This window comes from Geodermatophilus sp. URMC 62 (assembly GCF_052931475.1).
The window spans coordinates 483,560-506,677 of sequence record NZ_JBRFHY010000001.1; the positions used below are offsets into that span (position 1 = coordinate 483,560).

Annotated in this window: 25 protein-coding genes; 8 read left to right on the forward strand and 17 right to left on the reverse strand. The window is 76.8% G+C overall.

What is annotated here, in order from left to right:
* Position 1 precedes the first annotated feature (1 nt).
* Positions 2 to 1,705: an alkaline phosphatase D family protein gene (locus ACU616_RS02290; RefSeq protein WP_446756873.1), complete on the forward strand. Its 1,704-nt coding sequence runs from the start codon at positions 2 to 4 to the stop codon at positions 1,703 to 1,705.
* 13 nt (positions 1,706 to 1,718) lie between these two features.
* Positions 1,719 to 2,534 carry an endonuclease/exonuclease/phosphatase family protein gene (locus ACU616_RS02295; protein ID WP_446756874.1) on the forward strand — a complete coding sequence of 272 codons (816 nt, stop codon included), beginning with the start codon at positions 1,719 to 1,721 and terminating at the stop codon, positions 2,532 to 2,534.
* A 57-nt stretch (positions 2,535 to 2,591) separates the two neighbouring features.
* On the opposite strand, the gene smc is transcribed toward ACU616_RS02295, so the two are convergent.
* The 12 genes from smc to ACU616_RS02355 all read right to left on the reverse strand — a co-directional run bounded on the left by smc (position 2,592) and on the right by ACU616_RS02355 (position 15,228).
* Positions 2,592 to 6,164, reverse strand: coding sequence for a chromosome segregation protein SMC (smc, locus tag ACU616_RS02300; RefSeq protein WP_446756875.1), 3,573 nt, complete (start codon positions 6,162 to 6,164; stop codon positions 2,592 to 2,594).
* Positions 6,165 to 6,237: 73 nt separating this feature from the next.
* On the reverse strand, positions 6,238 to 6,429 hold the full coding sequence (locus tag ACU616_RS02305) for a hypothetical protein (RefSeq protein WP_446756876.1): 192 nt from the start codon (positions 6,427 to 6,429) through the stop codon (positions 6,238 to 6,240).
* Between the two features lie 203 nt (positions 6,430 to 6,632).
* Entirely contained in the window at positions 6,633 to 6,905 is a 273-nt protein-coding gene (locus tag ACU616_RS02310; RefSeq protein WP_446756877.1) for an acylphosphatase, read from the reverse strand.
* On the reverse strand, positions 6,902 to 7,780 hold the full coding sequence (mutM, locus tag ACU616_RS02315) for a bifunctional DNA-formamidopyrimidine glycosylase/DNA-(apurinic or apyrimidinic site) lyase (protein ID WP_446756878.1): 879 nt from the start codon (positions 7,778 to 7,780) through the stop codon (positions 6,902 to 6,904). Before mutM ends, ACU616_RS02310 begins: the two co-directional genes overlap by 4 nt.
* 2 nt (positions 7,781 to 7,782) lie before the next feature.
* A complete protein-coding gene (rnc, locus tag ACU616_RS02320) occupies positions 7,783 to 8,643 on the reverse strand; it encodes a ribonuclease III (protein ID WP_446756879.1) in 861 nt (286 codons plus the stop codon).
* A gap of 11 nt (positions 8,644 to 8,654) precedes the next feature.
* Entirely contained in the window at positions 8,655 to 8,834 is a 180-nt protein-coding gene (rpmF, locus tag ACU616_RS02325) for a 50S ribosomal protein L32 (protein ID WP_075014296.1), read from the reverse strand.
* 2 nt (positions 8,835 to 8,836) lie between these two features.
* Positions 8,837 to 9,457, reverse strand: a complete 621-nt coding sequence (locus tag ACU616_RS02330) for a YceD family protein (protein WP_446756880.1) — start codon at positions 9,455 to 9,457, stop codon at positions 8,837 to 8,839.
* A gap of 219 nt (positions 9,458 to 9,676) precedes the next feature.
* A complete protein-coding gene (locus ACU616_RS02335; RefSeq protein ID WP_446756881.1) occupies positions 9,677 to 10,366 on the reverse strand; it encodes a hypothetical protein in 690 nt (229 codons plus the stop codon).
* Complete coding sequence (gene coaD / locus ACU616_RS02340; protein WP_446756882.1) at positions 10,363 to 10,848, reverse strand: pantetheine-phosphate adenylyltransferase; 486 nt, start codon at positions 10,846 to 10,848, stop codon at positions 10,363 to 10,365. Before coaD ends, ACU616_RS02335 begins: the two co-directional genes overlap by 4 nt.
* Positions 10,845 to 11,399, reverse strand: coding sequence for a 16S rRNA (guanine(966)-N(2))-methyltransferase RsmD (gene rsmD, locus ACU616_RS02345; RefSeq protein WP_446756883.1), 555 nt, complete (start codon positions 11,397 to 11,399; stop codon positions 10,845 to 10,847). The genes coaD and rsmD overlap by 4 nt, the downstream gene beginning before the upstream one ends.
* A 9-nt stretch (positions 11,400 to 11,408) precedes the next feature.
* Entirely contained in the window at positions 11,409 to 13,595 is a 2,187-nt protein-coding gene (recG, locus tag ACU616_RS02350) for an ATP-dependent DNA helicase RecG (protein WP_446756884.1), read from the reverse strand.
* 1 nt (position 13,596) lies between these two features.
* A complete protein-coding gene (locus ACU616_RS02355) occupies positions 13,597 to 15,228 on the reverse strand; it encodes a DAK2 domain-containing protein (protein ID WP_446756885.1) in 1,632 nt (543 codons plus the stop codon).
* Between the two features lie 182 nt (positions 15,229 to 15,410).
* On the opposite strand from ACU616_RS02355, the gene rpmB reads away from it, so the two are divergent.
* From rpmB to ACU616_RS02370, 3 genes are all read left to right on the forward strand, one after another.
* Positions 15,411 to 15,593 carry a 50S ribosomal protein L28 gene (rpmB, locus tag ACU616_RS02360; RefSeq protein WP_425283681.1) on the forward strand — a complete coding sequence of 61 codons (183 nt, stop codon included), beginning with the start codon at positions 15,411 to 15,413 and terminating at the stop codon, positions 15,591 to 15,593.
* 160 nt (positions 15,594 to 15,753) lie between these two features.
* On the forward strand, positions 15,754 to 16,227 hold the full coding sequence (locus tag ACU616_RS02365; RefSeq protein ID WP_446756886.1) for an MOSC domain-containing protein: 474 nt from the start codon (positions 15,754 to 15,756) through the stop codon (positions 16,225 to 16,227).
* A 99-nt stretch (positions 16,228 to 16,326) separates the two neighbouring features.
* Positions 16,327 to 17,241, forward strand: a complete 915-nt coding sequence (locus ACU616_RS02370) for an IS982 family transposase (protein WP_446756887.1) — start codon at positions 16,327 to 16,329, stop codon at positions 17,239 to 17,241.
* An 18-nt stretch (positions 17,242 to 17,259) separates the two neighbouring features.
* Here the strand turns inward: ACU616_RS02370 and ACU616_RS02375 are convergent, their stop codons facing one another.
* The 3 genes from ACU616_RS02375 to ACU616_RS02385 are packed head-to-tail and all read right to left on the reverse strand — an operon-like array spanning position 17,260 to position 19,449.
* A complete protein-coding gene (locus tag ACU616_RS02375) occupies positions 17,260 to 17,877 on the reverse strand; it encodes a cytidylate kinase-like family protein (RefSeq protein ID WP_446756888.1) in 618 nt (205 codons plus the stop codon).
* Positions 17,874 to 18,431, reverse strand: a complete 558-nt coding sequence (locus ACU616_RS02380) for a GNAT family N-acetyltransferase (protein WP_446756889.1) — start codon at positions 18,429 to 18,431, stop codon at positions 17,874 to 17,876. Before ACU616_RS02380 ends, ACU616_RS02375 begins: the two co-directional genes overlap by 4 nt.
* On the reverse strand, positions 18,415 to 19,449 hold the full coding sequence (locus ACU616_RS02385) for a thiamine-phosphate kinase (protein ID WP_446756890.1): 1,035 nt from the start codon (positions 19,447 to 19,449) through the stop codon (positions 18,415 to 18,417). The genes ACU616_RS02380 and ACU616_RS02385 overlap by 17 nt, the downstream gene beginning before the upstream one ends.
* A 92-nt stretch (positions 19,450 to 19,541) precedes the next feature.
* Between ACU616_RS02385 and ACU616_RS02390 the strand changes: the two genes are divergently transcribed.
* Positions 19,542 to 19,775: an Lrp/AsnC ligand binding domain-containing protein gene (locus tag ACU616_RS02390; protein WP_446756891.1), complete on the forward strand. Its 234-nt coding sequence runs from the start codon at positions 19,542 to 19,544 to the stop codon at positions 19,773 to 19,775.
* A 103-nt stretch (positions 19,776 to 19,878) separates the two neighbouring features.
* A complete protein-coding gene (locus ACU616_RS02395; protein ID WP_446756892.1) occupies positions 19,879 to 20,370 on the forward strand; it encodes a DUF3515 domain-containing protein in 492 nt (163 codons plus the stop codon).
* A gap of 35 nt (positions 20,371 to 20,405) precedes the next feature.
* Here ACU616_RS02395 and ACU616_RS02400 read toward each other — a convergent pair whose 3' ends face one another.
* A complete protein-coding gene (locus ACU616_RS02400; protein ID WP_446756893.1) occupies positions 20,406 to 21,056 on the reverse strand; it encodes a DUF7373 family lipoprotein in 651 nt (216 codons plus the stop codon).
* Positions 21,053 to 22,183 (reverse strand): D-alanine--D-alanine ligase family protein, encoded by a 1,131-nt coding sequence (locus ACU616_RS02405; protein WP_446756894.1) that lies wholly within the window; start codon positions 22,181 to 22,183, stop codon positions 21,053 to 21,055. The genes ACU616_RS02400 and ACU616_RS02405 overlap by 4 nt, the downstream gene beginning before the upstream one ends.
* A 194-nt stretch (positions 22,184 to 22,377) precedes the next feature.
* Between ACU616_RS02405 and ACU616_RS02410 the strand changes: the two genes are divergently transcribed.
* A complete protein-coding gene (locus ACU616_RS02410; RefSeq protein WP_446756895.1) occupies positions 22,378 to 23,103 on the forward strand; it encodes a CDP-alcohol phosphatidyltransferase family protein in 726 nt (241 codons plus the stop codon).
* The last annotated feature ends 15 nt before the right edge of the window (positions 23,104 to 23,118 follow it).

A 23,118-nucleotide genomic window follows, 5' to 3' on the forward strand; every position in this document is an offset into this window, starting at 1 on the left:
CATGCCACCGCCCGCCGGGGATGCCCCCACGCTCCTGATCGGTCCGCTCCTGCGCCACGTCGACCCGGTGTCGGCGACCGTCTGGGTGGAGACCGACCGCCCCTGCGAGGTCGAGGTGCTCGGCCGGACCGCACGGACCTTCCGCGTCGGCGGCCACCACTACGCCCTCGTCCTGGTCGAGGACCTCGAACCGGGCAGCGCGACGCCCTACGAGGTCCGCCTCGACGGCGCCCGGGTGTGGCCGGAGGAGTCCTCTCCCTTCCCGCCGAGCCGGATCCGCACGCCCGGCCGGCCCGGCCCCTTCCGGCTGGCCTTCGGCTCCTGCCGCTACGCCGCCCCCACCACCGTCGACGTCACCGAGGGCATCCCGCCCGACGCGCTCGACGGCTACGCCGAGCGCGTGGCCGCCCTGCCCGAGGACGAGTGGCCCGACGCGCTCGTGCTGCTCGGCGACCAGGTCTACGCCGACGAGCTGGCCGCGGTGACCCGCTCCTGGCTGCGCCGGCGCCGGGGCGAGCCGGTGCCCGAGGACGGCCAGGTGCGCGGGTTCGAGGAGTACACCCGCCTCTACACGGAGTCCTGGACCGACCCGCAGGTGCGGTGGCTGCTGTCGACGATCCCGTCGTCGATGGTGTTCGACGACCACGAGATGATCGACGACTGGAACACCTCCGCGGCCTGGCGCCGGAAGATCACGGCCACCGACTGGTGGGACGAGCGGATCGCCGGCGGGCTGGTCAGCTACTGGGTCTACCAGCACCTGGGCAACCTGAGCCCCCAGGAGCTGGCCGCGAACACGACCTGGCAGGCGGTGCGGGCGCTGCCCGAGGGCGCCGACGCCGAGCCGGTGCTGCGCGGGATGGCCGTCACCGCCGACCGGGAGCCGCGCTCGGTGCGCTGGAGCTACGTCCGCCACTGGGGGCAGGCGCGGCTGCTCGTGGTCGACAGCCGGGCCGGCCGGGTGCTCGACGAGCAGGCCCGCCGGATGGTCGACGACGAGGAGTTCGCCTGGGTCGAGGCGGCGATGCGCCAGGCGGTCGAGGACGGCGTCGAGCACCTGCTGGTGGGGACGTCGCTGCCCTGGCTGCTCCCCCACGCCATCGACTCGATCGAGCGGTGGGACGAGGCGCTGGCCGTCCGGCACGAGGGCCGCCCGCTGGGCCGGCTGGCCGAGGCGCTGCGCCAGGCCGCCGACCTCGAGCACTGGGCCGCGTTCGGGCACTCCTTCGACCGGCTGGCCGCCGCGCTGGTGGCCGTGGCCCGCGGCGAGCACGGCCGGGCGCCGGCGACGGCCGTGGTCCTCTCCGGCGACGTCCACCACGCCTACGCCGCCGAGGTGGTCTCCCCCGGCGACCTGGCCACCCGGGTCCACCAGCTCACCGTCTCCCCGCTGCACAACCAGGCGCCGCACCCGATCCGGGTCGGCTTCCGCATCGGCTGGAGCCGCTGGGCCCGCCGGTTCACCGGGACGATCGCGCGCCTGGCCCGGGTCCGGCCGCCCTCGGTCGACTGGGCCAAGGCGGCCGGGCCGTACTTCGGCAACCAGGTGGGCGAGCTGGTGCTGGAGGGCCGGTCGGCGCGGTTCGTGCTGCACGTGAGCGACCGCCGGCCCGACGGCGACGACGGCCTGCGGGAGGTGCTCGACCTGCCGCTCGCCGACCCGCTGACCGACCCGGTGCCCGCTGCGACGGCCCCGGCCGGGTGACAGGCTCGCGGGCGTGACCGACGCCCTCGCCCCGCGGCCCGCGCCCGGCCCCGACCAGCCGCCCATCCCGGTCCGGCTGGTCACCTTCAACACCCACCACGCGGTGGGCGGCGACCGCCGGCACGACCTCCCCCGGCTGGCGAAGGTGCTCGCCGCCGCCGACGCCGACGTCATCTGCCTGCAGGAGGTCGACAGCCACTTCGGCGACCGCAGCGAGGACGTCGACCAGGCGGTGCTGCTGTCGCGGGCGCTGGACATGCAGCTGGCCTGGGGCCCGGCCATCGACGAGCCGCGGCCCGGGGACGCGCCCCGCCGTCAGTACGGCAACGCGCTGCTGTCCCGGCTGCCGATCCTGGTCAGCGACGTCCACCCGCTGCCCGGCGGCGGCGAGCCGCGCAGCGCGCTGCGCACCCTCGTCGAGCTCGACGGCGGCGCGCTGTGGGTGACCACCACCCACCTGTCCACGCGGTCGGAGGTCGAGCGGGCCGCGCAGGCCGCCCTGCTGCGGGACCTGCACACCGAGCCGATGGCGACCGGCGTGGTCGCCGGCGACCTCAACGCCGGCCCCGACGCCCCCGAGCTGGCGCCGCTGCGCGAGGGGTTCACCGACGCGTGGGAGCTGGCCGGCGAGCGCGACGACCAGGCCCGCTGGCGGTTCTGGCAGCGCGAGGCGGGTCTGACCCACCCGGCGCGGTCACCGCACGTGCGCATCGACCAGGTGTGGGTGACCTCCGGCATCGCGGTGGCCGGCGCCCGGGTGCTCGACGGCGCGGGCGCGTCGGACCACCTGCCGCTGGCGGTCGACCTGCTCGTCCCCTCCGGCGTATAGGCCCCCTCCAGGACACCGCCCCGAGCCTGCGAGGGGTGGGGAGGAGGGGGTCCTTGCTCAGACGGGCGCGGGGTCGGGCTCCCTGAGGCGCTGGCTGATGACGCCGGTGATGCCGTCGCCGCGCATGCTCACGCCGTAGAGCGCGTCGGCGATCTCCATCGTCCGCTTCTGGTGGGTGATGACGATCAGCTGCGACGTCGACCGCAGCTGCTCGACCAGGGTGAGCAGCCGGCCGAGGTTGACGTCGTCGAGGGCGGCCTCGACCTCGTCGAGCACGTAGAACGGCGAGGGGCGGGCGCGGAAGATCGCCACCAGCAGGGCGACGGCGGTCAGCGAGCGCTCGCCACCGGACAGCAGCGACAGCCGCTTGACCTTCTTGCCCGGCGGGCGCGCCTCGATCTCCACGCCGGTGGTGAGCATGTCCTCGGGGTCGGTGAGCACCAGCCGCCCCTGGCCGCCGGGGAACAGCGTGGCGAACACGCCCTCGAACTCGCGGGCGACGTCGGCGAACGCGGCGGCGAAGACGTCGTGGATGCGCCCGTCGACCTCGCGGACGACGGTGAGCAGGTCGCGCCGGGTGGCCTTGAGGTCCTCGAGCTGGGTGGCCAGGAAGCCGTGCCGCTCCTCCAGCGCCGCGAACTCCTCCAGCGCGAGCGGGTTGACCTTGCCCAGCGTGGTCAGGTCGCGCTCGGCCTGGGCGGCCCGGCGCTCCTGGACGGCGCGCTCGTAGGGCACCGGCGCCGGCTCGGGCTCCCCTGCGGCCTCCGCGGCGGCCAGCTGCGCCGGCGTCGGCGGGACGGGCGCGGCCGGCCCGTACTCGGCGACCAGGGTGGGCAGGTCGACACCGAACTCCTCGGCGGCCCGCTCCTCCAGCGCCTCGATGCGCAGCCGCTGCTCGGCCCGGGCCACCTCGTCGCGGTGCACCTCGTCGGTGAGCCGCTCGAGCTCGGCGGTCGCCGCGCGGACCCGGGTGCGGACCTCGAGCAGCTCGGCCTCGCGAGCGGTGCGCCGGCGGGCCAGCTCGTCGCGCTCGGCGGCGGCGCGGCCCAGCGAGGTCGCCAGTGCGGTGAGCGCCTCCTCGGCCCCGGCCCGCACGCGGGCGGCGACCTCGGCGCCGCGGCGGCGGGCCAGCCGGGCGGCGGCGGCCCGCTCGCGGACGGCCCGCTCCTGCCGGGCCTGGCGGCGCAGGGCGTCGGCGCGGCCGGACAGCGCCCGGGCGCGCTCCTCGGCGGTGCGGACCGCCAGCCGGGCCTCGGTCTCGGCCTGCCGGGCGGCGGCGGCCTCCAGCCGCAGGCGGTCGCGCTGCTCGGACGAGGGCTCCTCCTCGACCGGCGCCGCCTCGGCCTCGGCCAGCCGCGCCTCCAGCTCGGCCAGGCCGGCCGCCGACTCCTCCAGCGCCCGCTCGGCCCGCCGCCGCGCGGCCGTGGTGCGCTCGGCCTCCGCGGCGGCCGACCGGGCCGCGGCACCCAGCTCGGCCAGCTCCGCGGCCAGCTTCGACCGGCTGCGGTCGGCGACCTGCCGGGCGGCCAGCGCGGCATCGACGTCGGCGGAGCGGGCGCGGGCCGCCTCGCGGGCGGCGGCCAGCCGGTCGGCGAGGTCGGCGGCGCGCTCGGCGGCGGCGGCCAGCTCCCGCTCGGCCTCGTCGACGCGGGCGCGCACCTCCAGGCCCGACGGGGTGTTCGCCGAGCCACCGGTGGCCCAGTCGGCGCCCACGAGGTCACCGTCGGCGGTCACCGCACGCACCCGGGGGTGGGTGGCCACCAGCGTGGCGGCGTCGTCGAGAGTCGGGACGACGGCGACCCGGTCGAGCGCCCGGGCCAGTGCCGGGCGCAGCTCCTCGGGGACCTCGAGGAGGTCCAGCGCCCACCGCTGGCCCGCGGGCAGCGCCGGCCAGCCCTCCCGCGGCAGCGCGGGGAGCCCGCCGGTGACCAGCAGCCCCGCCCGGCCGCGGTCGGTCTCGCGCAGGTGCGCCAGCGCGGCCGCGGCCTCGGCCACCCCGGCGACGACGACGGCCTCGGCCAGCCCGCCCAGCGCCGCGGCCAGCGGCACCTCCGCGCCGGGCGCGACGGTGATCCGCTCGGTCACCGGCCCCAGCACGCCGGGCAGACCGGCGGAGAGGACGGCGGCGGCGCCGTCGGCGGGGGCGAGCCCGAGCGCGAGCGCGTCGCGGCGGGCCGACCACGAGGCCCGGTCGCGCTCGGCGGCCCGCTCGGCGTCGGCGAGCTCGGTGACGGCGCGGGCGGCGGCGGTGTGCGCGGCGACGGCGTCGGTGTGGGCGGTGACCAGCGCGACGTCCTCGTCGTCGGCGTCGGCGACCGTGGCGCGCCGCTCGCCGAGGCGGGCCTGCGCGGCCTCGGCCCGCTCGGCGGCCTCGGCGGCGGCCTGCGCGAGCCGCTCGGCCTCGGCGCTGCCGGCGGCGGCGCGCGAGCGGCCGGCGGCGACCTTGCCCGAGAGGCGGGCCAGGCCCTCGCGCCGGTCGGCGAGCGCGCGGGTGGCGGCCACCCAGGCGCGCTCCTCGGCGGCCAGCTCCTCCTCCAGCCCGGCCCGGGTGGCGACGGCGGCGGCCAGCCGGCCGCGCTCGGCCTCCAGCCCGGAGGCGAGCTCGGCCTCGGTGGCCGCGACCCGGTCGGCCTCGGCCTCGAGCTGGTCGGGATCGCGGCCGGCGGTCGTCGCGGGACCGGCTGCCGAGAGGTGGCGGTGCCGCTCGGCGGCCAGCTGGGCGACGCCGCGGAACCGCTCGGTGAGCGCCGAGAGCCGGTACCAGGTGTCCTGCGCGGCGCCCAGGCGCGGGGCGTCGGCGGCCAGGGCCGCCTCCAGCGCGCTCTCGCGCCGCGACACCTCGGCCAGCTCGGCCTCCACGACGGCGCGGCGCGCGCGGGCGGCGGTCTCGTCGGCGACGTCCTTGTCCAGGGCGTCGCGCAGGCCGACGAGGTCGTCGGCGAGCAGCCGCAGCCGGGCGTCGCGCAGGTCGGCCTGCACGCCCGCCGCGCGGCGGGCGACCTCGGCCTGCCGGCCCAGCGGCTTGAGCTGGCGGCGCAGCTCCGCGGTGAGGTCGGCCAGCCGGTCGAGGTTGGCCTGCATCGCGTCGAGCTTGCGGAGCGCCTTCTCCTTGCGCCTGCGGTGCTTGAGGACGCCGGCGGCCTCCTCGACGAAGGCGCGGCGGTCCTCCGGGCGGCCGGACAGGACGGCGTCGAGCTGGCCCTGGCCGACGATGACGTGCATCTCGCGGCCGATGCCGGCGTCGCTGAGCAGCTCCTGGACGTCGAGCAGGCGCACCTTGTCGCCGTTGATCTCGTACTCGCTCTCACCGGAGCGGTACATGCGGCGGGTGACCGAGACCTCGGTGTAGTCGATCGGGAGGGCGCCGTCGGCGTTGTCGATGGTCAGCGTCACCTCGGCCCGGCCCAGCGGGGCGCGGCCGGCGGTGCCGGCGAAGATGACGTCCTCCATCTTGCCGCCGCGCAGGCTCTTGGCGCCCTGTTCCCCCAGGACCCAGGCGATGGCGTCGACGACGTTGGACTTGCCCGAGCCGTTGGGGCCGACGACGGCGGTGATGCCGGGCTCGAGCCGGAGCGTCGTCGGGGACGCGAAGGACTTGAAGCCCTTGAGCGTCAGGCTCGAGAGGTGCACGGTCGAAGGACCCCGTCCCTCTCACCCTTCGCAAGCTCAGGGTGAGCCTCCGGACGGGGCCGGGAGTTCACGTTCAGGCGAGGGCGGGCTCGGCGTTGTCGCCGGCCAGGCTGAGCAGCTCGTGGGCGATGGCGGCCTCGCGCTGGGTGCGCAGCTCCTCGAGCTCCCGCTCCAGGCGCCGGACCCGGGCTCGCAGCACCGCGTTCTCCTCGAGGGCGCGGAGCTCCGCGCCGGATACGACGGAACCGAAGAGGGCCTTGGCCATGGCGGAACGGCCTTTCACAGCGAGAGGGGTGCCCGCCGCCCCGGGAGGTCGGTCGGCGCGGGCTCGGTGTCCTCAGGGTGACAGCCCCGGACACGCAGGTCAACGCCAGTGCCGGACCCGTCCCGTGTCGGGGCGGTGTCGTCTTCGTCACGCCGCCGTGATGCCGCCGTGACACGGCGGTGACGCGCGAGGAGGGGCAGGCGTCAGGCCGTGGTGAAGCCCGATCCGCCCTGCACCGGACGGTCCTCCCGCGTCACGCCGGTGACCGAGCCGGGCGCGCGGGGACCGTCGAGGGCGGCGAGGACGGCGCGGACGTCGTCCTCCGGTCCCTCCAGCTGGACCTCGACCCGCCCGTCGGGCAGGTTGCGCGCCGAACCCGACAGGCCGGCGGCGTCGGCCAGGCCGCGGACGAACCAGCGGTACCCGACGCCCTGCACCAGTCCGGAGACGAGGGCGTGCACCCGGACGGTGCTCACGTCCGGCGGCCCCGCGGCCGGGGCTGGCACGTCGGGCAGCTGTAGCTCGACCGGTTCATGAACGACTCGCGCACGATCGCCGTCCCGCAGCGCGGGCAGGGCCGGTCGACCTGGCCGTAGACGGCGAGGAAGCGGGAGAAGTAGCCGCTCTGCCCGTTGACGTCGACGTAGAGCGAGTCGAACGAGGTGCCGCCCTGCGCCAGCGCCTCCCCCAGGACGCTGCGCACGCCGTCGAGCAGGTCGGCGACCTGCGCCCGGGTCAGCCGGTCGGTGGGCCGGGTGCCGTGCAGCCGCGCCCGCCACAGCGACTCGTCGGCGTAGATGTTGCCGACGCCGCCGACCAGCGTCTGGTCGAGCAGGGCGCGCTTGACCTCGGTGTGCCGCCGCCGCAGCGCCGCGCTGAAGCCGGACTCGTCGAAGGAGGGGTCGAGCGGGTCGATGGCGATGTGCGCCAGCCGCGGCGGGATGCCGTCCCCCTCCGGGGCGTCCTCGACGACGAGGCCGCCGAAGGTGCGCTGGTCGACGAAGCGCAGCTCGCGGCCGCCGTCGGTGAAGGTGAACCGGGCCCGCAGGTGGGTCTCGTCCGGCTGCGAGGGCTTCTCCACCAGCAGCTGGCCGCTCATGCCCAGGTGGGCGACCAGCGCCCGCCCGGCGGAGGTGCCGTCGTCCTCGGCCAGCGGCAGCCACAGGTACTTGCCGCGGCGGTGGGCGGCGGTGAGCGTGCGGCCGGTCAGCGCCGCGGTGAAGTCGTCGACGCCCTCGAGGTGCCGGCGGACGGCGCGCGGGTGGTGGACCTCGACGGCGGCCACGGTGCGCCCGGCGACCCAGCGCTCCAGGCCGCGCCGCACCACCTCGACCTCGGGCAGCTCGGGCACGGTCAGCCGCCGTCCGCGCCGGTCGCCGTCCGCACTGCCGCCGTCGTCCCGGTGGTGGTCGTCGCGGCGGTGGTCGTCGCGGCGGTGTCCGCCTTGATCGCGGCGGTGTCCGCCTTGATCGCGGCGTAGGCGGCCGCGGCGGCCTCCTGCTCGGCGGCCTTCTTGGTGCGGCCGGTGCCGCGGCCGCGGACGACGTCGGCCAGCGACACCGCGGCGGTGAAGGTCTTGGCGTGCGGCGGGCCCTCGTCGCTGACGTCGTAGACGGGCGCCCCGAGGCCGCGGGCGGCGCCGAGCTCCTGCAGGCTGGTCTTCCAGTCCAGGCCCGCGCCGCGGGTGGCGGCCTCGGCCAGCAGCGGGTCGAAGACGCGGTGCACCAGGACGCTGGTGGCGTCGAGCCCCAGGCCCAGGTGCAGCGCGCCGATGAGCGCCTCGAGCGCGTCGGCGAGGATCGAGTCCTTCTCGCGCCCGCCGGTGGTCTCCTCGCCGCGGCCCAGCAGCAGGTGCGGGCCCAGCCCGCCGGCGCCCAGCCGCCGGGCGACCGCGGCCAGGGAGGTCATGTTCACCACCGAGGCGCGCAGCTTCGCCAGCCGGCCCTCGGGCAGGTCGGGCTGGCTGCGGTAGAGCTCGTCGGTGACGACCAGGCCGAGCACGGAGTCGCCGAGGAACTCCAGGCGCTCGTTGGTCGGCAGACCGCCGTGCTCGTAGGCGTAGGAGCGGTGGGTCAGCGCCAACGCCAGCAGGCCGCCGGGCAGCTCGACGCCGAGGGCGTCGAGCAGCCAGGCGGCCGCGCGGTCGGCGTGCGCCTGGCCCGCCGGCGGACCGCCGTCCGGGACCACCGTGCTGCGGGGAGCGGCGCTGGCCACGACCGGCCGGGTCAGACCGAGAGGACCTGACGGCCGGCGTGCTGGCCGCAGTTCGGGCAGGCCTGGTGCGGCGGCTTGAGCTGACCGCAGGCGCGGTTCGGGCAGGGGGTGAGCGTGGGGGCGCTCGCCTTCCACTGCGACCGGCGGGCGCGGGTGTTGGCGCGGGACATCTTCCGCTTCGGGACGGCCACGGTCAGTTCTCCTCAGGGTCGTCGGGGCGGTCGGCGACCGTCCCGGTGGTGGCGAGACCGGCGAGCCCGGCCCAGCGGGGGTCGAGCAGCTCGTGCGAGTGGTCGGCCGGCAGGTCGTCGAGGCGCTGGCCGCAGCTCGAGCACAGGCCGGCACAGTCCTCGGTGCACGTGGGGGCGAGCGGGAGGGCCAGGACGACGGCGTCGCGGACCATCGGCTCGAGGTCGATGCGCTCGCCCTCGACGAGGCGGACCTCGTCCTCCTCGCTCGTGGCCTCCGTCGTGCTGCCCGGGTAGGCGTAGAGCTCCTGGATGTCGAGCTCGAGGGTGTCCTCGACCGGCTCCAGGCAGCGGGCGCACTGCCCCTGCACCGGGACCTCGACGTCCCCGGAGACCAGCACGCCCTCCATCACCGACTCCAGCCGCAGCCTCAGGTGCACCGGCGCGCCGGCCGGGACGCCGATGAGCTCGAGCCGCCAGCCCTCGGGCGCGGGCAGGGTGCGGTCGAGCTCCTGCATCGAGCCGGCGCGGCGGCCGAGCTCGCGCAGTTCGACGGCCCAGGGGTTGGTGGCGGGACGCCGGGCGTCCGTGGACGCGGCGCCTGGGCGGTGCGGGGCGGCAGGCATGTCAGTACTCGCGGTCGTCAGTGGGAGGGGATCCGGCCCGGGGAGGTCACCGGTGGACCAGCACCCGAGACTACCCGATCCCGGGACGACGCCGTCCGGCACGGAGGGTGCGGGCCGTCCTCCCCCACCGTGGCGCGTCCTCCCTCACCACGGCGCGTCCTCCCCCACCGCACACCGTGAGGGAGGACGCGCCACGATCAGGTTTCCTGATCGTGGCGCTCAGGAGTCGCGCAGCGTGGAGCGGGCCTTCTCCACCGAGCGCAGCATCCGCTCCAGGGTCGCGCCGAAGTCGGCCAGCCGGGTGTCGACGTACTCGTCGACCTCGGCGCGCATCCGGTCGACCTCGGCCACCGTCTGGGCGCCGAGCTCGTCGGAGCGGCTGACCGCGCCGCGGTAGACCTCGGTCTCGCTGACCAGCCGCTCGTGCTCGGCCTGCGCCGCGGCGAGGATCTCGGCCTGCTGGGCCTGCGCGTCGGCGACCAGCGCCTCGTGGTGGGCGCGCGCCTCGGCCAGCAGCCCGTCGGCCTCCGCCTCGGCCCGGGTGAGCAGCTCGTCGGCCTCGGCCTGCGCCTGGGCGAGCAGCTCGTCGCGCTGCCGGCGGGCCACGCCGAGGACCTCGTCGCGCTGGCGGCGTGCCGCGGCCACCAGCCGGTCGGCGTCCTCGCGGGTGCGGCCGGTGAGCTGCTCGGCCTCGGCCTGGGCCTGCTGCAGGATCTCGGTGCGCTGCTCGACGATGGCGCCGGCGGCGTGCACCTCCTCGGGGAGGTTCTCCCGCAGGTCGTCGAGCAGGTCGAGCAGGTGGTCGCGCGGGACCATGCACGAGCCCGACATCGGCACGCTGCGGGCGCCCTCGATGACCCGGCTGAGCTCGTCGACGGTCTCGTAGAGCCGGTAGACGACCTCCGTCACGCCCCGGCCCCGTCCCACTTGGCCAGCAGCCGGTCGAGGACCGCCTTCGGCACCAGCCGCGAGACGTCACCGCCGAAGGTGGCGATCTGCTTGACCAGGCTCGAGGACAGGTGGCCGACCTGCGGCGCGGTGGGCACGAACAGCGTCTCGACGCCGGCCAGCTCCCGGTTCATCTGCGCCATCTGCAGCTCGTACTCGAAGTCGCCGACGGCGCGCAGGCCCTTGACCACCACCGGGACGTCGTGGCTGCGGCAGTAGTCGACCAGCAGGCCGCTGAAGCTGTCGACGACGACGTTGGGCAGCTCGGCCACCGACTCGCGCAGCAGCTCCATGCGCTCGTCGACGGAGAACAGGCCGGCCTTGCCGGGGTTGACCAGCACGGCCACGACCAGCTCGTCGTACAGGGCGGCTGCGCGGTTGATGACGTCCACGTGGCCGTTGGTGACCGGGTCGAACGACCCGGGACAGACCGCTCGCCTCACGGGAGCCGACCGTACCGGAGCAGGGCCTCCCCGTAGCGGCGGTCGCGGATCCCCTCGAGGGGTGTCGGCCACTCCTCCGGGGCCCCGCGGGCCGGCCGCTCCACGACGACCACGGCTCCGGGCGCCAGCCACTCCCCCGAGACCAGCGCCGCCAGGACGTCGCGCACCTCGGCGGCGGACGTGGCGTAGGGCGGGTCGGCGAGCACCAGGTCGAAGCGGGCCGGCGGGGGGCCGGACACGACGGCGCGCACGGGGCCGGCGACCACGCGGGCCCCGGGGAGGCCGACCGCGGCGACGTTCGCGCGCAGCACCGGGAGCACCCGGGGCCCGTTCTCGACGAGCACCACCGTCGCGGCGCCGCGGGACAGCGCCTCCAGGCCGAGCGCGCCCGAGCCGGCGTAGAGGTCGAGGACGGTGGCGCCGTCGAGGTCGAGCAGGGTGCCGAGGCTGTTGAACAGGCCCTCGCGGGCGCGGTCGCCGGTGGGCCGGACGCCGCTCGGGGGCACCCGCAGCCGCCGTCCCCCGGCGACGCCGGAGATCAGCCTGGTCACCGGCCGGCCTCAGGCCTTCTCGAGGTAGGTCGCGCGCTCGTCGGTGGCCAGGGCGGCGACCTCGGCGGCCAGGCCGGGGTGGTCGGCCAGGCCGCGCTCGGTCCCCAGCAGCGCGGTGGCCTCGGCGCGCGCCACCGCGATGAGCTCCTCGTCCTCCAGCAGCGACAGCAGCTTGACCGTGGAGCGGCGGCCGGACTGCGCGGCGCCGAGGACGTCGCCCTCGCGGCGGGTCTCGAGGTCCACCCGTGCCAGCTCGAAGCCGTCGGAGGTCGAGGCCACCGCGGTCAGCCGCTGCCCGGTGGCCGAGGTCAGCGGCAGCTCGGTGACCAGCAGGCACAGGCCCCGGTGCGCGCCGCGGGCGACCCGGCCGCGCAGCTGGTGCAGCTGGCTGACGCCGAAGCGGTCGGCGTCCATGACCACCATGACCGTGGCGTTGGGCACGTCGACGCCGACCTCGACGACGGTGGTCGCGACCAGGACGTCGACCTCGCGGGCGGCGAAGGCCCGCATCGTCGCCTCCTTGGCCTCCGGCGCCATCCGGCCGTGCAGCACCGCCAGCCGCAGCCCCGCGAGCGGCCCCTCCGCGAGCCCCTCCGCCACGTCGAGCACGGCCAGCGGCGGCCGCTTGTCGTCCTCGCCGGCGGGCTCCTCGGGGGCGTCGGCCTCGTCCGGGTCGTCGTCGCTGGCGCCGGCGTCGTCGCCGATGCGCGGGCAGACGACGTAGGCCTGCCGGCCGGCGGCGACCTCCTCGCGGAGCCGCTCCCAGGCGCGGTCGAGCCACGCCGGCTTGTCGCTGACCGGCACCACCGAGCTCGCCACGCCGCCGCGGCCGCTGGGCAGCTGCCGCAGCACCGAGGTCTCCAGGTCGCCGTAGACGGTCATCGCGACCGTCCGCGGGATCGGCGTCGCGGTCATGACCAGCACGTGCGGCGGCCGGTTGCCCTTGGCGCGCAGGGCGTCGCGCTGCTCGACGCCGAAGCGGTGCTGCTCGTCGACGACGACCAGGCCGAGGTCGGCGAAGTCGACGCCCTCCTGCAGCAGAGCGTGGGTGCCGACGACGATGCCGGCGCTGCCGTCGGCGACCGCGGCACGCGCCTCCCGCCGGGCGGCGGCCTTGAGCGACCCGGTGAGCAGCACCACCCGCGTGCCCGCCGGGTCGCCGTCGAGCTCACCGGCGCGGGCGAGCGGGCCGAGCATGGCGGCGATGCTGCGGGCGTGCTGGGCGGCCAGGACCTCGGTGGGCGCCAGCAGCGCGGCCTGCCCGCCGGCGTCGACGACCTGGGCCATGGCGCGCAGCGCGACGACGGTCTTGCCGGAGCCGACCTCGCCCTGCAGCAGCCGGTGCATGGGCTGGTCGCGGTCGAGCTCGGCGGCCAGCTCCTCGCCCACCGCGCGCTGGCCCTCGGTGAGCGAGAACGGCAGCGCGGCGTCGACGGCGTCGAGCAGCCCGCCGGGACGGCGGGGGCGGGCGGTGCCGGGCTCGAGCGCGGCGGCGCGGCGGCGGGCGGCCAGGACGAGCTGCAGGGTGAGCGCCTCGTCCCACTTGAGGCGCTCACGCGCGTGCTCGACGTCGTCGGACGAGGTGGGCCGGTGGACGTCGAGCAGCGCCGCCGGGAGGCTCGGCAGCCCGTGCCGGGTGCGCAGGTCCTCGGGCAGCGGGTCCTCGACGAAGCCGAACCCGCCGGCCGCGTCGAGCAGCAGCTTCACCGACTTCTGGATCACCCAGCTGGAGACGTCCTTGCTCGCCGGGTAGATCGGGATGAGCGCGCGGGCCCAGTCCTCGTCGTCGTCGCCGGAGATGAGGTGGAAGTCGGGGTGGGCGAACTGCTTGGCCCGGCGGTACTCCCCGACCGTCCCGGCGAACAGCCCCCACGCGCCCTGGCTGAGGTTGCCGTGCTTGCGGTTGAAGAAGACCAGCTGCATCTCCCCGGCGCCGTCGCCGACGGTGACCTCGGTGAGCGTGCCGGGGCGGTTGCGCATCCTCCGCGTGGTGACGCGCGTGACCTGGGCGAGCACGGTGACCCGGTCGCCGACCTGCAGGTCGTCCAGCCGCGTCATCTCCCCGCGGCGGGCGTAGCGGCGCGGGTAGTGGCGCAGCAGGTCGCGGACGGTACGCAGCTCCAGCGACTCGGCCATGGCCTTGGCCGTCTTGGCGCCGAGGACCCGGGACAGGTCGGTGTCGAGGGTGACCGCCACCTCACTCCACCCCGACCTGCAGCGGGACGGCGGCCGCCCCGCCGTCGTAGCGCACCACCTCGACGGTCGGGTGCGCGGTGGCCAGGTGGGCGCAGACGGCGTCGCCCAGCGCGGCGTCGGGGCCGACGACGAGGGTGGCCATCTCGCCGCCGGCCGACAGCAGCCGGTCGAGCAGGTCGCAGGCGACGGCGGCCGGCTCGACCCCGATGACGACGACGTCGCCCTCGGCGGCGCCCAGGACGTCACCGGGCCGGCAGGGACCGGCGCTGGTGAGGGCCTCCTGCTCGGCGGTGCTGACCTCGGCCCAGCGCGTGGCGGCGGCGGCCTCGGCCATGGCGATGACGTCGTCGTCGAAGCGGCGGGCCGGGTCGGCGACGGCCACGGCGGCCAGCCCCTGCACCGGCGAGCGGGTGGGGACGACGGCGACGTCGCGGTCCTGCTCGCGGGCGCGGGCGGCCGCACGGGCGGCGACGGGGGTGAGCGCGGCGTCGTTGGGCAGGACGACGACATCGGTGGCGGCGGCCGCGACGATCTCGCGGAACACCGCGTCCTCGGTCACGCCGTCGGGCCCGCGGGTGACCACCCGCACGCCCTCACCGGCGAACAGCCGGGCCAGCCCGTCCCCCGGCACGACCGCGACCACCGCGCGGCGGCCGGGCACGGGCGCCGCGGCGCGCACCGGGGCCAGCGGGGTGACCGCGATCCGGTACGGCCGCCCGGCCTCGATGCCGGCCTCGATGGCGGCGCCGACCTCGCTGGTGTGGACGTGCACGTTCCACTCGCGGCCGGTCGGGGTGTCGACACCGACGACGACCAGGCTGTCGCCGAGGGCGGCCAGCCGGGTCCGCAGCCGCGCGACGGCGGTCTCGCCGGAGTCGGCGAGCAGGTACTGGACCTCGCTGCCGGGACCCGGCGGGGGCTGGTGCGGTGCGTGCCCGGGATCGCCGCGGCGGACCGGGCGGGTCACCAGCGGCGGGCGCGCGGGCTCCGCCCCGGTGACCGTGCCGACCAGCGCGTCGAGGACCAGGCACAGGCCGGCGCCACCGGCGTCGACCACCCCGGCGTCGCGGAGGACGTCGAGCTGGCCGGGGGTGGCCTCCAGCGCGGCCCGGGCGCCGTCGGCGGCGGCGGCGGCGACGTCGGCGAGCGCGGTGCGGCCCGCGGCGACCGCGGCCCCGGCGGACTCCGCGCCGGCGCGGGCGACGGTGAGGAAGGTGCCCTCCTCGGGGTCGGCCACGGCCGCGTAGGCGGTGTCGGCGGCCTTCTGCAGCGCGGCGGCGAGGACCGGGCCGTCGGCGGGGGGCGCGTCGGCCAGGGAGTCGGCCAGGCCGCGCAGCAGCTGGGCGAGGATCGTGCCGCTGTTGCCGCGCGCACCCAGGACCGCGCCCCGGGCGAGCGCCGTCCAGGCGGACTCCTCGCTGCCGGACCCGTCGCTGCCGGCCGCCTCGTCGAGGGCGGCCTCGTCGAGGGCGGCCACGGCGGCCTCGGTGGTGAGCAGCAGGTTGGTGCCGGTGTCGCCGTCGGGCACGGGGAAGACGTTGAGCTCGTCGAGCCGGTCGCGGCCGGCGGACAGCGCCGCGACCGCGGCCCGGCACCACCGGCCGACCGCGGCGTCGTCGAGCGCCTGCAGCACGGCCGGAATGTACCCGCGGCCGCCGACGGCCCCGGGCGCCGCGCACCGGTGCGGCGGCGCCCTCCCCGCCCTCGGCGACACGCGCGCCGCCGAGCGGTTAGACTCCTCGACGGTCTCGCGGTCGCCGTCTGTGCACCGCCGTCTGTCAACGAACTTCCTGGGAGTGATCCACCGTGGCTGCCGTGTGCGACGTCTGTGGCAAGGGGCCCGGTTTCGGTATGTCGGTGTCGCACTCGCACCGCCGCACGCCGCGCCGGTGGAACCCGAACATCCAGTCGGTGCGGGCGCTGGTCGCCCCCGGCAACCGCCGCCGCATCAACGCCTGCACCTCCTGCATCCGCGCGGGCAAGGTCGTCCGCGCATAACGCGCCGGGAGGGCCCGGTCGCGGGCCCGCACCCGTCCCGGCCACGGCCGGGCCGACCCCGGAGGTCGACGACCTCCGGGGTCCTCCGTGTGCGCGGGGCTCCGTCGTCGCGGTCAGCCGCGACGGTGAGCACCGGTTCTGCAAGACCGTGGTCCCGGCGGTGCACCTGGTCGAGGGCCTGGGCGTGGCCGGTGACGCGCACGCCGGCGCGACCGTCCAGCACCGCTCCCGGGTCGCCGCCGACCCGACCCGGCCGAACCTGCGGCAGGTGCACCTGATCGGCGCCGAGCTGCTCGCCGAGCTGGCCGGTCTCGGCCTCGCCGTCGGCCCCGGTGGCCTCGATGAGAACGTGCTGACGACGGGTGTCGACCTGCTCGCCCTCCCCCGCGGCACCGTGCTGCGACTCGGGGACGACGCCGCCGTCGAGGTCACCGGGCTGCGCAACCCCTGCGCCCAGATCGACCGGTTCCGCCCCGGCGTCCTGCGCGCCGTCGTCGGCCGAGACGCCGGCGGGGCGGTCGTGCGGCGGGCCGGGGTGATGGCGGTGGTGCTGCGCAGCGGGGAGGTCCGCGCCGGCGACGCCGTCCGGGTGGAGCTCCCCGCGGGGCCGCCCGCCCCGCTGCTGCCCGTCTAGATGACTGATTCCAAGGGGTTCGGGCTGAAACCGGTGTGATCACGGGCGAGGGTGTTCAGGCTTGGCGTTGCTAACCCAACGTCGAGCCGGGAGGCCCTCGTGGACGCCGACCTGGACACCCTCGCCACGGCACTGTATGCCCGCACCGATGACCTGCTGAAGGCCGCGCCGCAGCGGCTCCCGTGGCGCCCGGCGGTGGGCATCGCTCCCCGGCTCAGCGATGCCGAGCTGGTGACCCTGGCGGTGTTGCAGGCGCTGCTGGGGTTCACCAGCGAGGCCCGCTGGCTGCGGTTCGCCGGCCAGCAGCTGCGCCCGCTGTTTCCCTACCTGCCGCACCAGCCCGGCTACAACAAGCGGCTGCGCCGCCTCGCCGGCACCGTGATCTGGCTGATCCGGGCCCTGGCGACCGACACCAGCCTGTGGGCCGATGACGTGTGGGTCATCGACTCCACGCCGATCGAATGCGCCCGCTCCCGGGAAGCGGTCCGCCGCTCGGAGCTGGCCGGCTGGGCCGAGTACGGCTACTGCGCCAGCCACACCCGCTACTTCTGGGGGCTGCGGCTGCACCTGATCGCCACCCTGCACGGACTGCCGGTCGCCTTCGCCCTCTCCGGCGCCACAGCCGACGAACGCCAGGTGCTGCTCGACCTGCTCGGCGCCGACCCCGCCCTCCTCGCCGGCCATGCCGGACAGATCCTCATCACCGACAAGCACGACTACGGCCGCCGCTTCGAAGCCGAGCTGGCCGACGCCGGGCTGAGGCTGCTGCGCCGCCCCCGCCGCGGAGAACCCGACCGGCCCGGCGCATCGGTGTTCAAACCGCTGCGCCAGACCATCGAGTCGGTCTTCGACACCCTCAAAGGCCAGCTCGACCTCGAACTGCACGGCGGCCACACCCCAGCCGGCGTCCTGATCCGGGTGCTGCAGCGCCTGCTGGCCCTGACCGCGGTCATCTGGCACAACGACCACACCGGCCAATCCGTCCGCAGATCGCTACTCGCCTACGACCACTGACCCCTTGGAATCAGTCATCTAGGTCCCGATCCCCCGCGCCCGGGCCGCGGCCACGACGAGGTCGACGACCGTGCCCAGGGGCAGCGCGGTCCCGTCGACGACGAGGTGGTAGTGCTGGGCCGCCGCGGGGTCGCACCGGTAGAAGTGGCGGACGTAGGCCTCCCGCGTGCGGTCGTTGGCCTGCATCTCCTCCCGCAGTTCCTCCTCCGGGCGCCCGTAGCGCTCGACCGCCGCGCGCAGCCGGGCCCCGGGCGGCCCGTCGAGCCGGACGTGCAGGGCGTCGGGCCGATCGCGCAGCACCAGGGCCCCGGCCCGGCCGAGGACGACGCCGCCTGCGCCGTCGGCGATCTCGTGCAGCACCCGCTCGGTCTGCTCCCGGTAGGCCCGCTCGTCGGGCTGCGGGGTCAGCGGCACCACGCCGCCCACAGGGTCGGGCATGGCCCCGAGCGAGGCCACGAGCCGCCACAGACCCCGGACCACCCGCTCGTCGTTGGCCTCGGCGTCGTCCTGCGAGACGCCCAGGCGCCCGGCCACCTGCGCCGGGATCGCCCGGTCGTGGAAGGGCAGGCCCAGCCGCTCGGCCGCGGCCGGTCCCACCTCCGGGCCGCCGGCCCCGTAGGACGCGGAGATCGTCACGATGCCCACGGTCGCTCCTCGCTCTCCTCGGCGCCCTCCTGGGCGGGGCCGCCCAGCTGCTTGCCCAGGAACACCGCCCCTGACCCACCGGCGTAGATGCCGTACCCAGGGACGGGCGTGTACCCCAGGCCCGCGTAGAGCGCGATCGCCTCGGGCTGGCGGTCGCCGGAGTTGAGGACCACCGAGCGGTACCCGGCCCGGCGGGCCGAGTCCTCGAGCGCGGCCACCACGACCTGCGCCAGCCCGCGGCGCCGGAACGCGGGCTCCACGTACACCCGCTTGACCTCCGCCTGGCCGGGACCGCCCTCGGCGTGCCGCCGCCACGCGCCGCACCCGGCGGGGACGCCGTCCACCTCGGCGACGAGGAACAGTCCCGCGGGCGGCACGAACTCCGCCGGGTCGACGGCGGCCTCGTCGGGTCCGCCGTAGCGGTCGACGTACTCCTGCTGCACCCGGGCGACGAGCCCGCGCGCCACCGGGTCGTCGTAGGGCACGGCGCGCAGCGCGGCGGTCGAGCCGTCGCGCAGCCGCACGGCCTCAGCCGAAGTGGACATGCCCGGCCCTCCCCGCCCCGACGGCGGCGACCACGGCCGCCGCCGGTTCCCCGCTCACCAGCACCCCCGGGTCCCCCGCGCGGACCTCGCCGACGGCCACGAAGCCCTCCGGCAGCGCGGCGCCGGCCGGGAAGGTGGCCAGCAGGGCGTGGTCCTCCCCGCCGGTCAGCACCCACGACAGCGGGTCGACGCCGAGCGCGGCGGCCACCTGCTGCATCGGTCCCGGCGGCTCCAGCGCCGCCCGCACGAGCGCCGCCCGGTCGACGTCGACCACGACGCCGCTGCTCTCGGCGACGTGGCCGACATCGGCGAGCAGGCCGTCGCTGACGTCGCACATCGCGGTCGCGCCGGCGTCCGCCGCGGCGGGCCCGGCGGCGTAGGGCGGAGCCGGACGGCGGTGCGCGGCCACCGCGGCGATCGGGCTGCTGAACCCGCGGCGCAGCACCGCCAGCCCGCACGCCGACCAGCCCAGCCGGCCGGCGACGGCGAGGACGTCGCCGGGCCGGGCGCCCGAGCGCAGCACCGGGGCCCGGCCGCCGAGGTCGCCCAGCGCGGTCACCGACAGCACGACCGAGCCGCTGTCGGGCGCCGAGGCGACGGTGTCCCCGCCGACGACCGCCGCGCCCAGCGGCGCGCACTCGGCGGCCATGCCGGCGGCCACCCCCTCCAGCCAGGAGGTGGGCGTGTCCGCCGGGCAGGCCAGGCCGACGAGCAGCGCGGTGGCCACGCCGCCCATCGCGGCGACGTCGGCGAGGTTGGCCGCGGCGGCCTTGTGCCCCACGTCCTCGGCCGAGGACCAGTCGCGGCGGAAGTGGCGGCCCTCGACGAGCACGTCGGTGGTGGCCACCACCCGGCCGTCGGGCACGCGCAGCACCGCCGCGTCGTCGCCCGGGCCGACGTCGGCGACCTCGGCCGACCCGGCGCGGGCGACGACCCGGGCGATGACGCCGAACTCGCCGACGACCCGCACGCTGTCGGCGAGGTCCCCGCGGCCGACCAGCGGCCGGGGCCGTGTCACCGGACGCCCCTGGGCGCTGCGGTAGGTTGCGGTGCGATCCGCCCGCCGGTGCCGCGGAGGCACCGGCAGCGCTGCCCGAGGAAGGTCGTCCCGTGGTCCACGCCTACATCCTGATCCAGACCGAAGTCGGCAAGGCCGCCCAGGTGGCCTCGACGATCAGCGAGATCGCCGGCGTGACGAAGGCCGAGGACGTCACCGGCCCCTACGACGTCATCGTCCGTGCCGAGGCCGACACCGTCGACGAGCTCGGACGCCTGGTCGTCGCCCGCGTGCAGTCCGTCGACGGCATCACGCGGACCCTGACCTGCCCCGTCGTCAACATCTGAGCCGCTGAGCGAGGACACCCCCGACGACGGCGGCGCCGGGCCCGCCCAGCGTCCCGACCCGCTGCGGCGGTACGCGCTGGTCGCCGCCGCCGTCGTCGTCCCCGTGCTGGTCGCGCTGCTCGTGCTGGTCAACGTCCTGGGCGACGACGACGACACCGGGGACGGCGCGGTCGCCGACGTCGGCGGCACGACCGGGCCGCAGCGGGAGGACCTGCCCGTGCTCCCGGTCGAGGTGCCGCCGGCGACCCCGGAGGCGGACGCGAACTGCCCGGCGCTCATGCAGGCGCTCCCCCTCGACCTGCTCGGCGAGCCGTCCCGGCTCGTCGACTCGGACACGCCCTACGCCGCCGCCTGGGGCGACCCGCCGGTCGTGCTCGTCTGCGGCGTCCCCCAGCCGGCGGGCCTGGTCCCCGGCGAGGGGCTGTTCACCATCAACGGGGTCACCTGGTACGTCGACCAGTCCGACCCCGACGCCACCGTGTGGACGGCGGTCGACCGCGCGGTGTACGTCGCGGTGACCCTGCCGCCCGACGTCGACAGCGCCCCCGTCACCGCGCTCAGCGACGTCCTGGCCGACACGCTGCCCGCCCGCTGAGCCCGCACCGGTGCGCCCGGGACGGACGGCGGACCTCAGGCCGGCGGCAGCCGGTCGACCTGGGCGAGGACGACCGCCCGCAGCTCGTCGGTGGCCGACTGCTCGCTCGTCGACACCGCGGTGACCGCGACGCTGAAGACCCCGTGCGCGCACCAGGCGAACGCCGCGGGACCGGTCAGCCGGGTGGCCGGGTCGGCCTGCGCGACGGTGAGCAGGCTGCAGCCGGCGGGCAGGCCGGGCGGGTCGCGGCGCAGGACGCCGTCGTAGACCGCGGCGTCGTTGGCCGCGAGGTCCTCGGCGTACGCGGCCGCACCGCCGGCGTCGTCGAACTGGTCGACGAACACGGTGGTCAGCGGCCCCGTCGTCGACCCCCAGAAGCGCTCCCAGCCGTGCCGGTAGCCGTAGTCGCGCAGCACCGCGCGCTCGCGGGCCGGGTCGTCGGCGTAGCCGGCCACGTCGTCGACGGTCTTGGCGCCCGCCGGGGGCTGCAGGTCCGCGTCCGGGATCCGCGGCAGGCCGGAGGGCACGGCGGACAGCAGCAGGGCCCCGAGGTCCTCGACGGTGTCCGGCGTGACGGAGGCCGGCGCGGGGGTGGCGCTGCCGACCACGGTGGGGGTGCAGCCGGCCGCGGCCGGGACCACCGACAGCAGACCCGCCGTCAGCGCCACCAGCCGGCCCGGGGTCACCGGGGGGTCCGCTGGTCCCCCGGCCGGCCCGCCCGCGCCAGCGCCGAGGCGACCAGCCGGTCGACCAGCTCGGGGTAGGCCACCCCGCTGGCCGCCCACATGCGGGGGAACATCGAGATCGGCGTGAAGCCCGGCATCGTGTTGACCTCGTTGACCACCAGCCGGTCGGCGCCGTCCGGTCCGGTGCCGAGGAAGAAGTCCACCCGCGCGAGCCCCTCGCAGTCCATGGCGAGGTAGGCGCGGCAGGAGGCCGCCTGCACCATCCGGGTCTGCGCGGGGGTGAGGTCGGCCGGCACGTCGAACTCGACGGCGTCCTCGAGGTACTTGGCGTCGAAGTCGTACCAGTCGGTGCCCGGGCGCAGCCGGATCTCCGCCGGCAGGCTCGCCTCGGGCGGCCCGCCGTCGCGGCCGGCGAGCACGCCGCACTCGATCTCCCGCCCGGGGACGGCGGCCTCCACCACCACCTTCGGGTCGACGGCGGCCGCGGTGGACACCGCCTCGGGGAACCGCGCCCAGTCGGTGACCTTGCTGATGCCGATGCTCGACCCCGCCCGCGAGGGCTTGACGAAGACCGGCAGCCCCAGCCGCTCGCGGTCGGCCGCGGTCAGCAGGTCGGGGTCGGGCGACACCGCCCCGCCGGCGTCGCGCAGCACCACGTGCTCGCCCTGCGGCAGGCCCGCGGCGGCCAGGAGCTTCTTGGTGTGCTCCTTGTCCATCGACGCCGCGCTGGCGAACACCCCCGACCCGACGTAGGGCAGCCCGCTCATCTCCAGCAGGCCCTGGATGGTGCCGTCCTCGCCGTAGGCGCCGTGCAGGACGGGGAAGACCACGTCGACCTCGGTCAGCGCCGGGCCGATCGCCGCGGTGGGCTCCAGCACCGCCAGCCCGCGCCCGCCCGGGTCGCCGACCAGGGTCACCGCGGTCCCCCCGCCGACCTCCGGCAGCCGCCCGTCGGCGATGGCCAGCCGCTGCCCGGGGTCGGGCAGCACCCAGCGGCCGTCGCGGGCGATGCCGACCGGCACCACCTCGTAGCGCTCGGGGTCCAGCGCCGCCATGACGCTGCCCGCGGAGACGCAGGAGATCGCGTGCTCGGCGCTGCGTCCCCCGAACACGACCGCGACGCGCACCCTGCCTGTCCTGCTCATCGCGGCAGACCCTAGTCGACGTCCTCCGCGCGTCCGGTGCCTCCGGAGAGCCGACACCCCGCCGGTGTGGGAGCCTCGACGCGATGCGGGAGAACGCGGCCCCTCCGGTGGACCCCCGGCCTCCGGCGACGACGGCGGACCAGGGGGAGGTACCGGCGCGCCCGTACCCGCTCCCCTTGCGGTTGGCCGGCGGGGCCGTGCACGTCTACACGGCCCTCGGGTCGGTGCTGGCGCTGCTCGTCGTGCTCGCCGCGCTCGACGGCGACGCGGTGACCGCGCTGTGGGTCGGCCTGGCCGCCCTGGTGATCGACGGCACCGACGGGATGCTGGCCCGCCGCGCGCGGGTCAAGGAGACGATCCCCTGGTTCGACGGCGCCCTGCTCGACAACATCGTCGACTACCTGACCTACGCCTTCGCCCCCGTCGTCCTGCTGTGGACCACCGGGGCGCTGCCGGAGGGCCCGCTCGGCTGGCTGCTGGCCGCGCTGCCGCTGCTGGCCTCCAGCTACCAGTTCTGCCGGGTCGACGCGAAGACCGACGACCACACCTTCCTCGGCTTCCCGAGCTACTGGAACGTGGTCGCCTTCTACGTCGTCGTTCTCGACCTGTCGCGGCCGGTGGTGGCGGCGCTGCTCATCGCCTGCTCGGTGCTGGTGTTCGTGCCGGTGCGCTACCTCTACCCCTCGCGCACCGAGGCGCTGCGCGGCCTGAGCCTGGCGCTGACCGCCGTCTGGCTGGTCACCTACGCCGTCCTGCTCCTCCAGCTGCCCGACCCGCACCCGGTCGTCCTGGCCCTGTCGCTGGGCTACATCGGCTACTACGTCGCCGTCAGCGGCTGGCTGACCGCCCGCGCCGCCGCCCGCCGCCGCTCCGCCGCACGGAGCGCCGCGCGCGCGGCCTGAGCCCCTCGCAGCCCG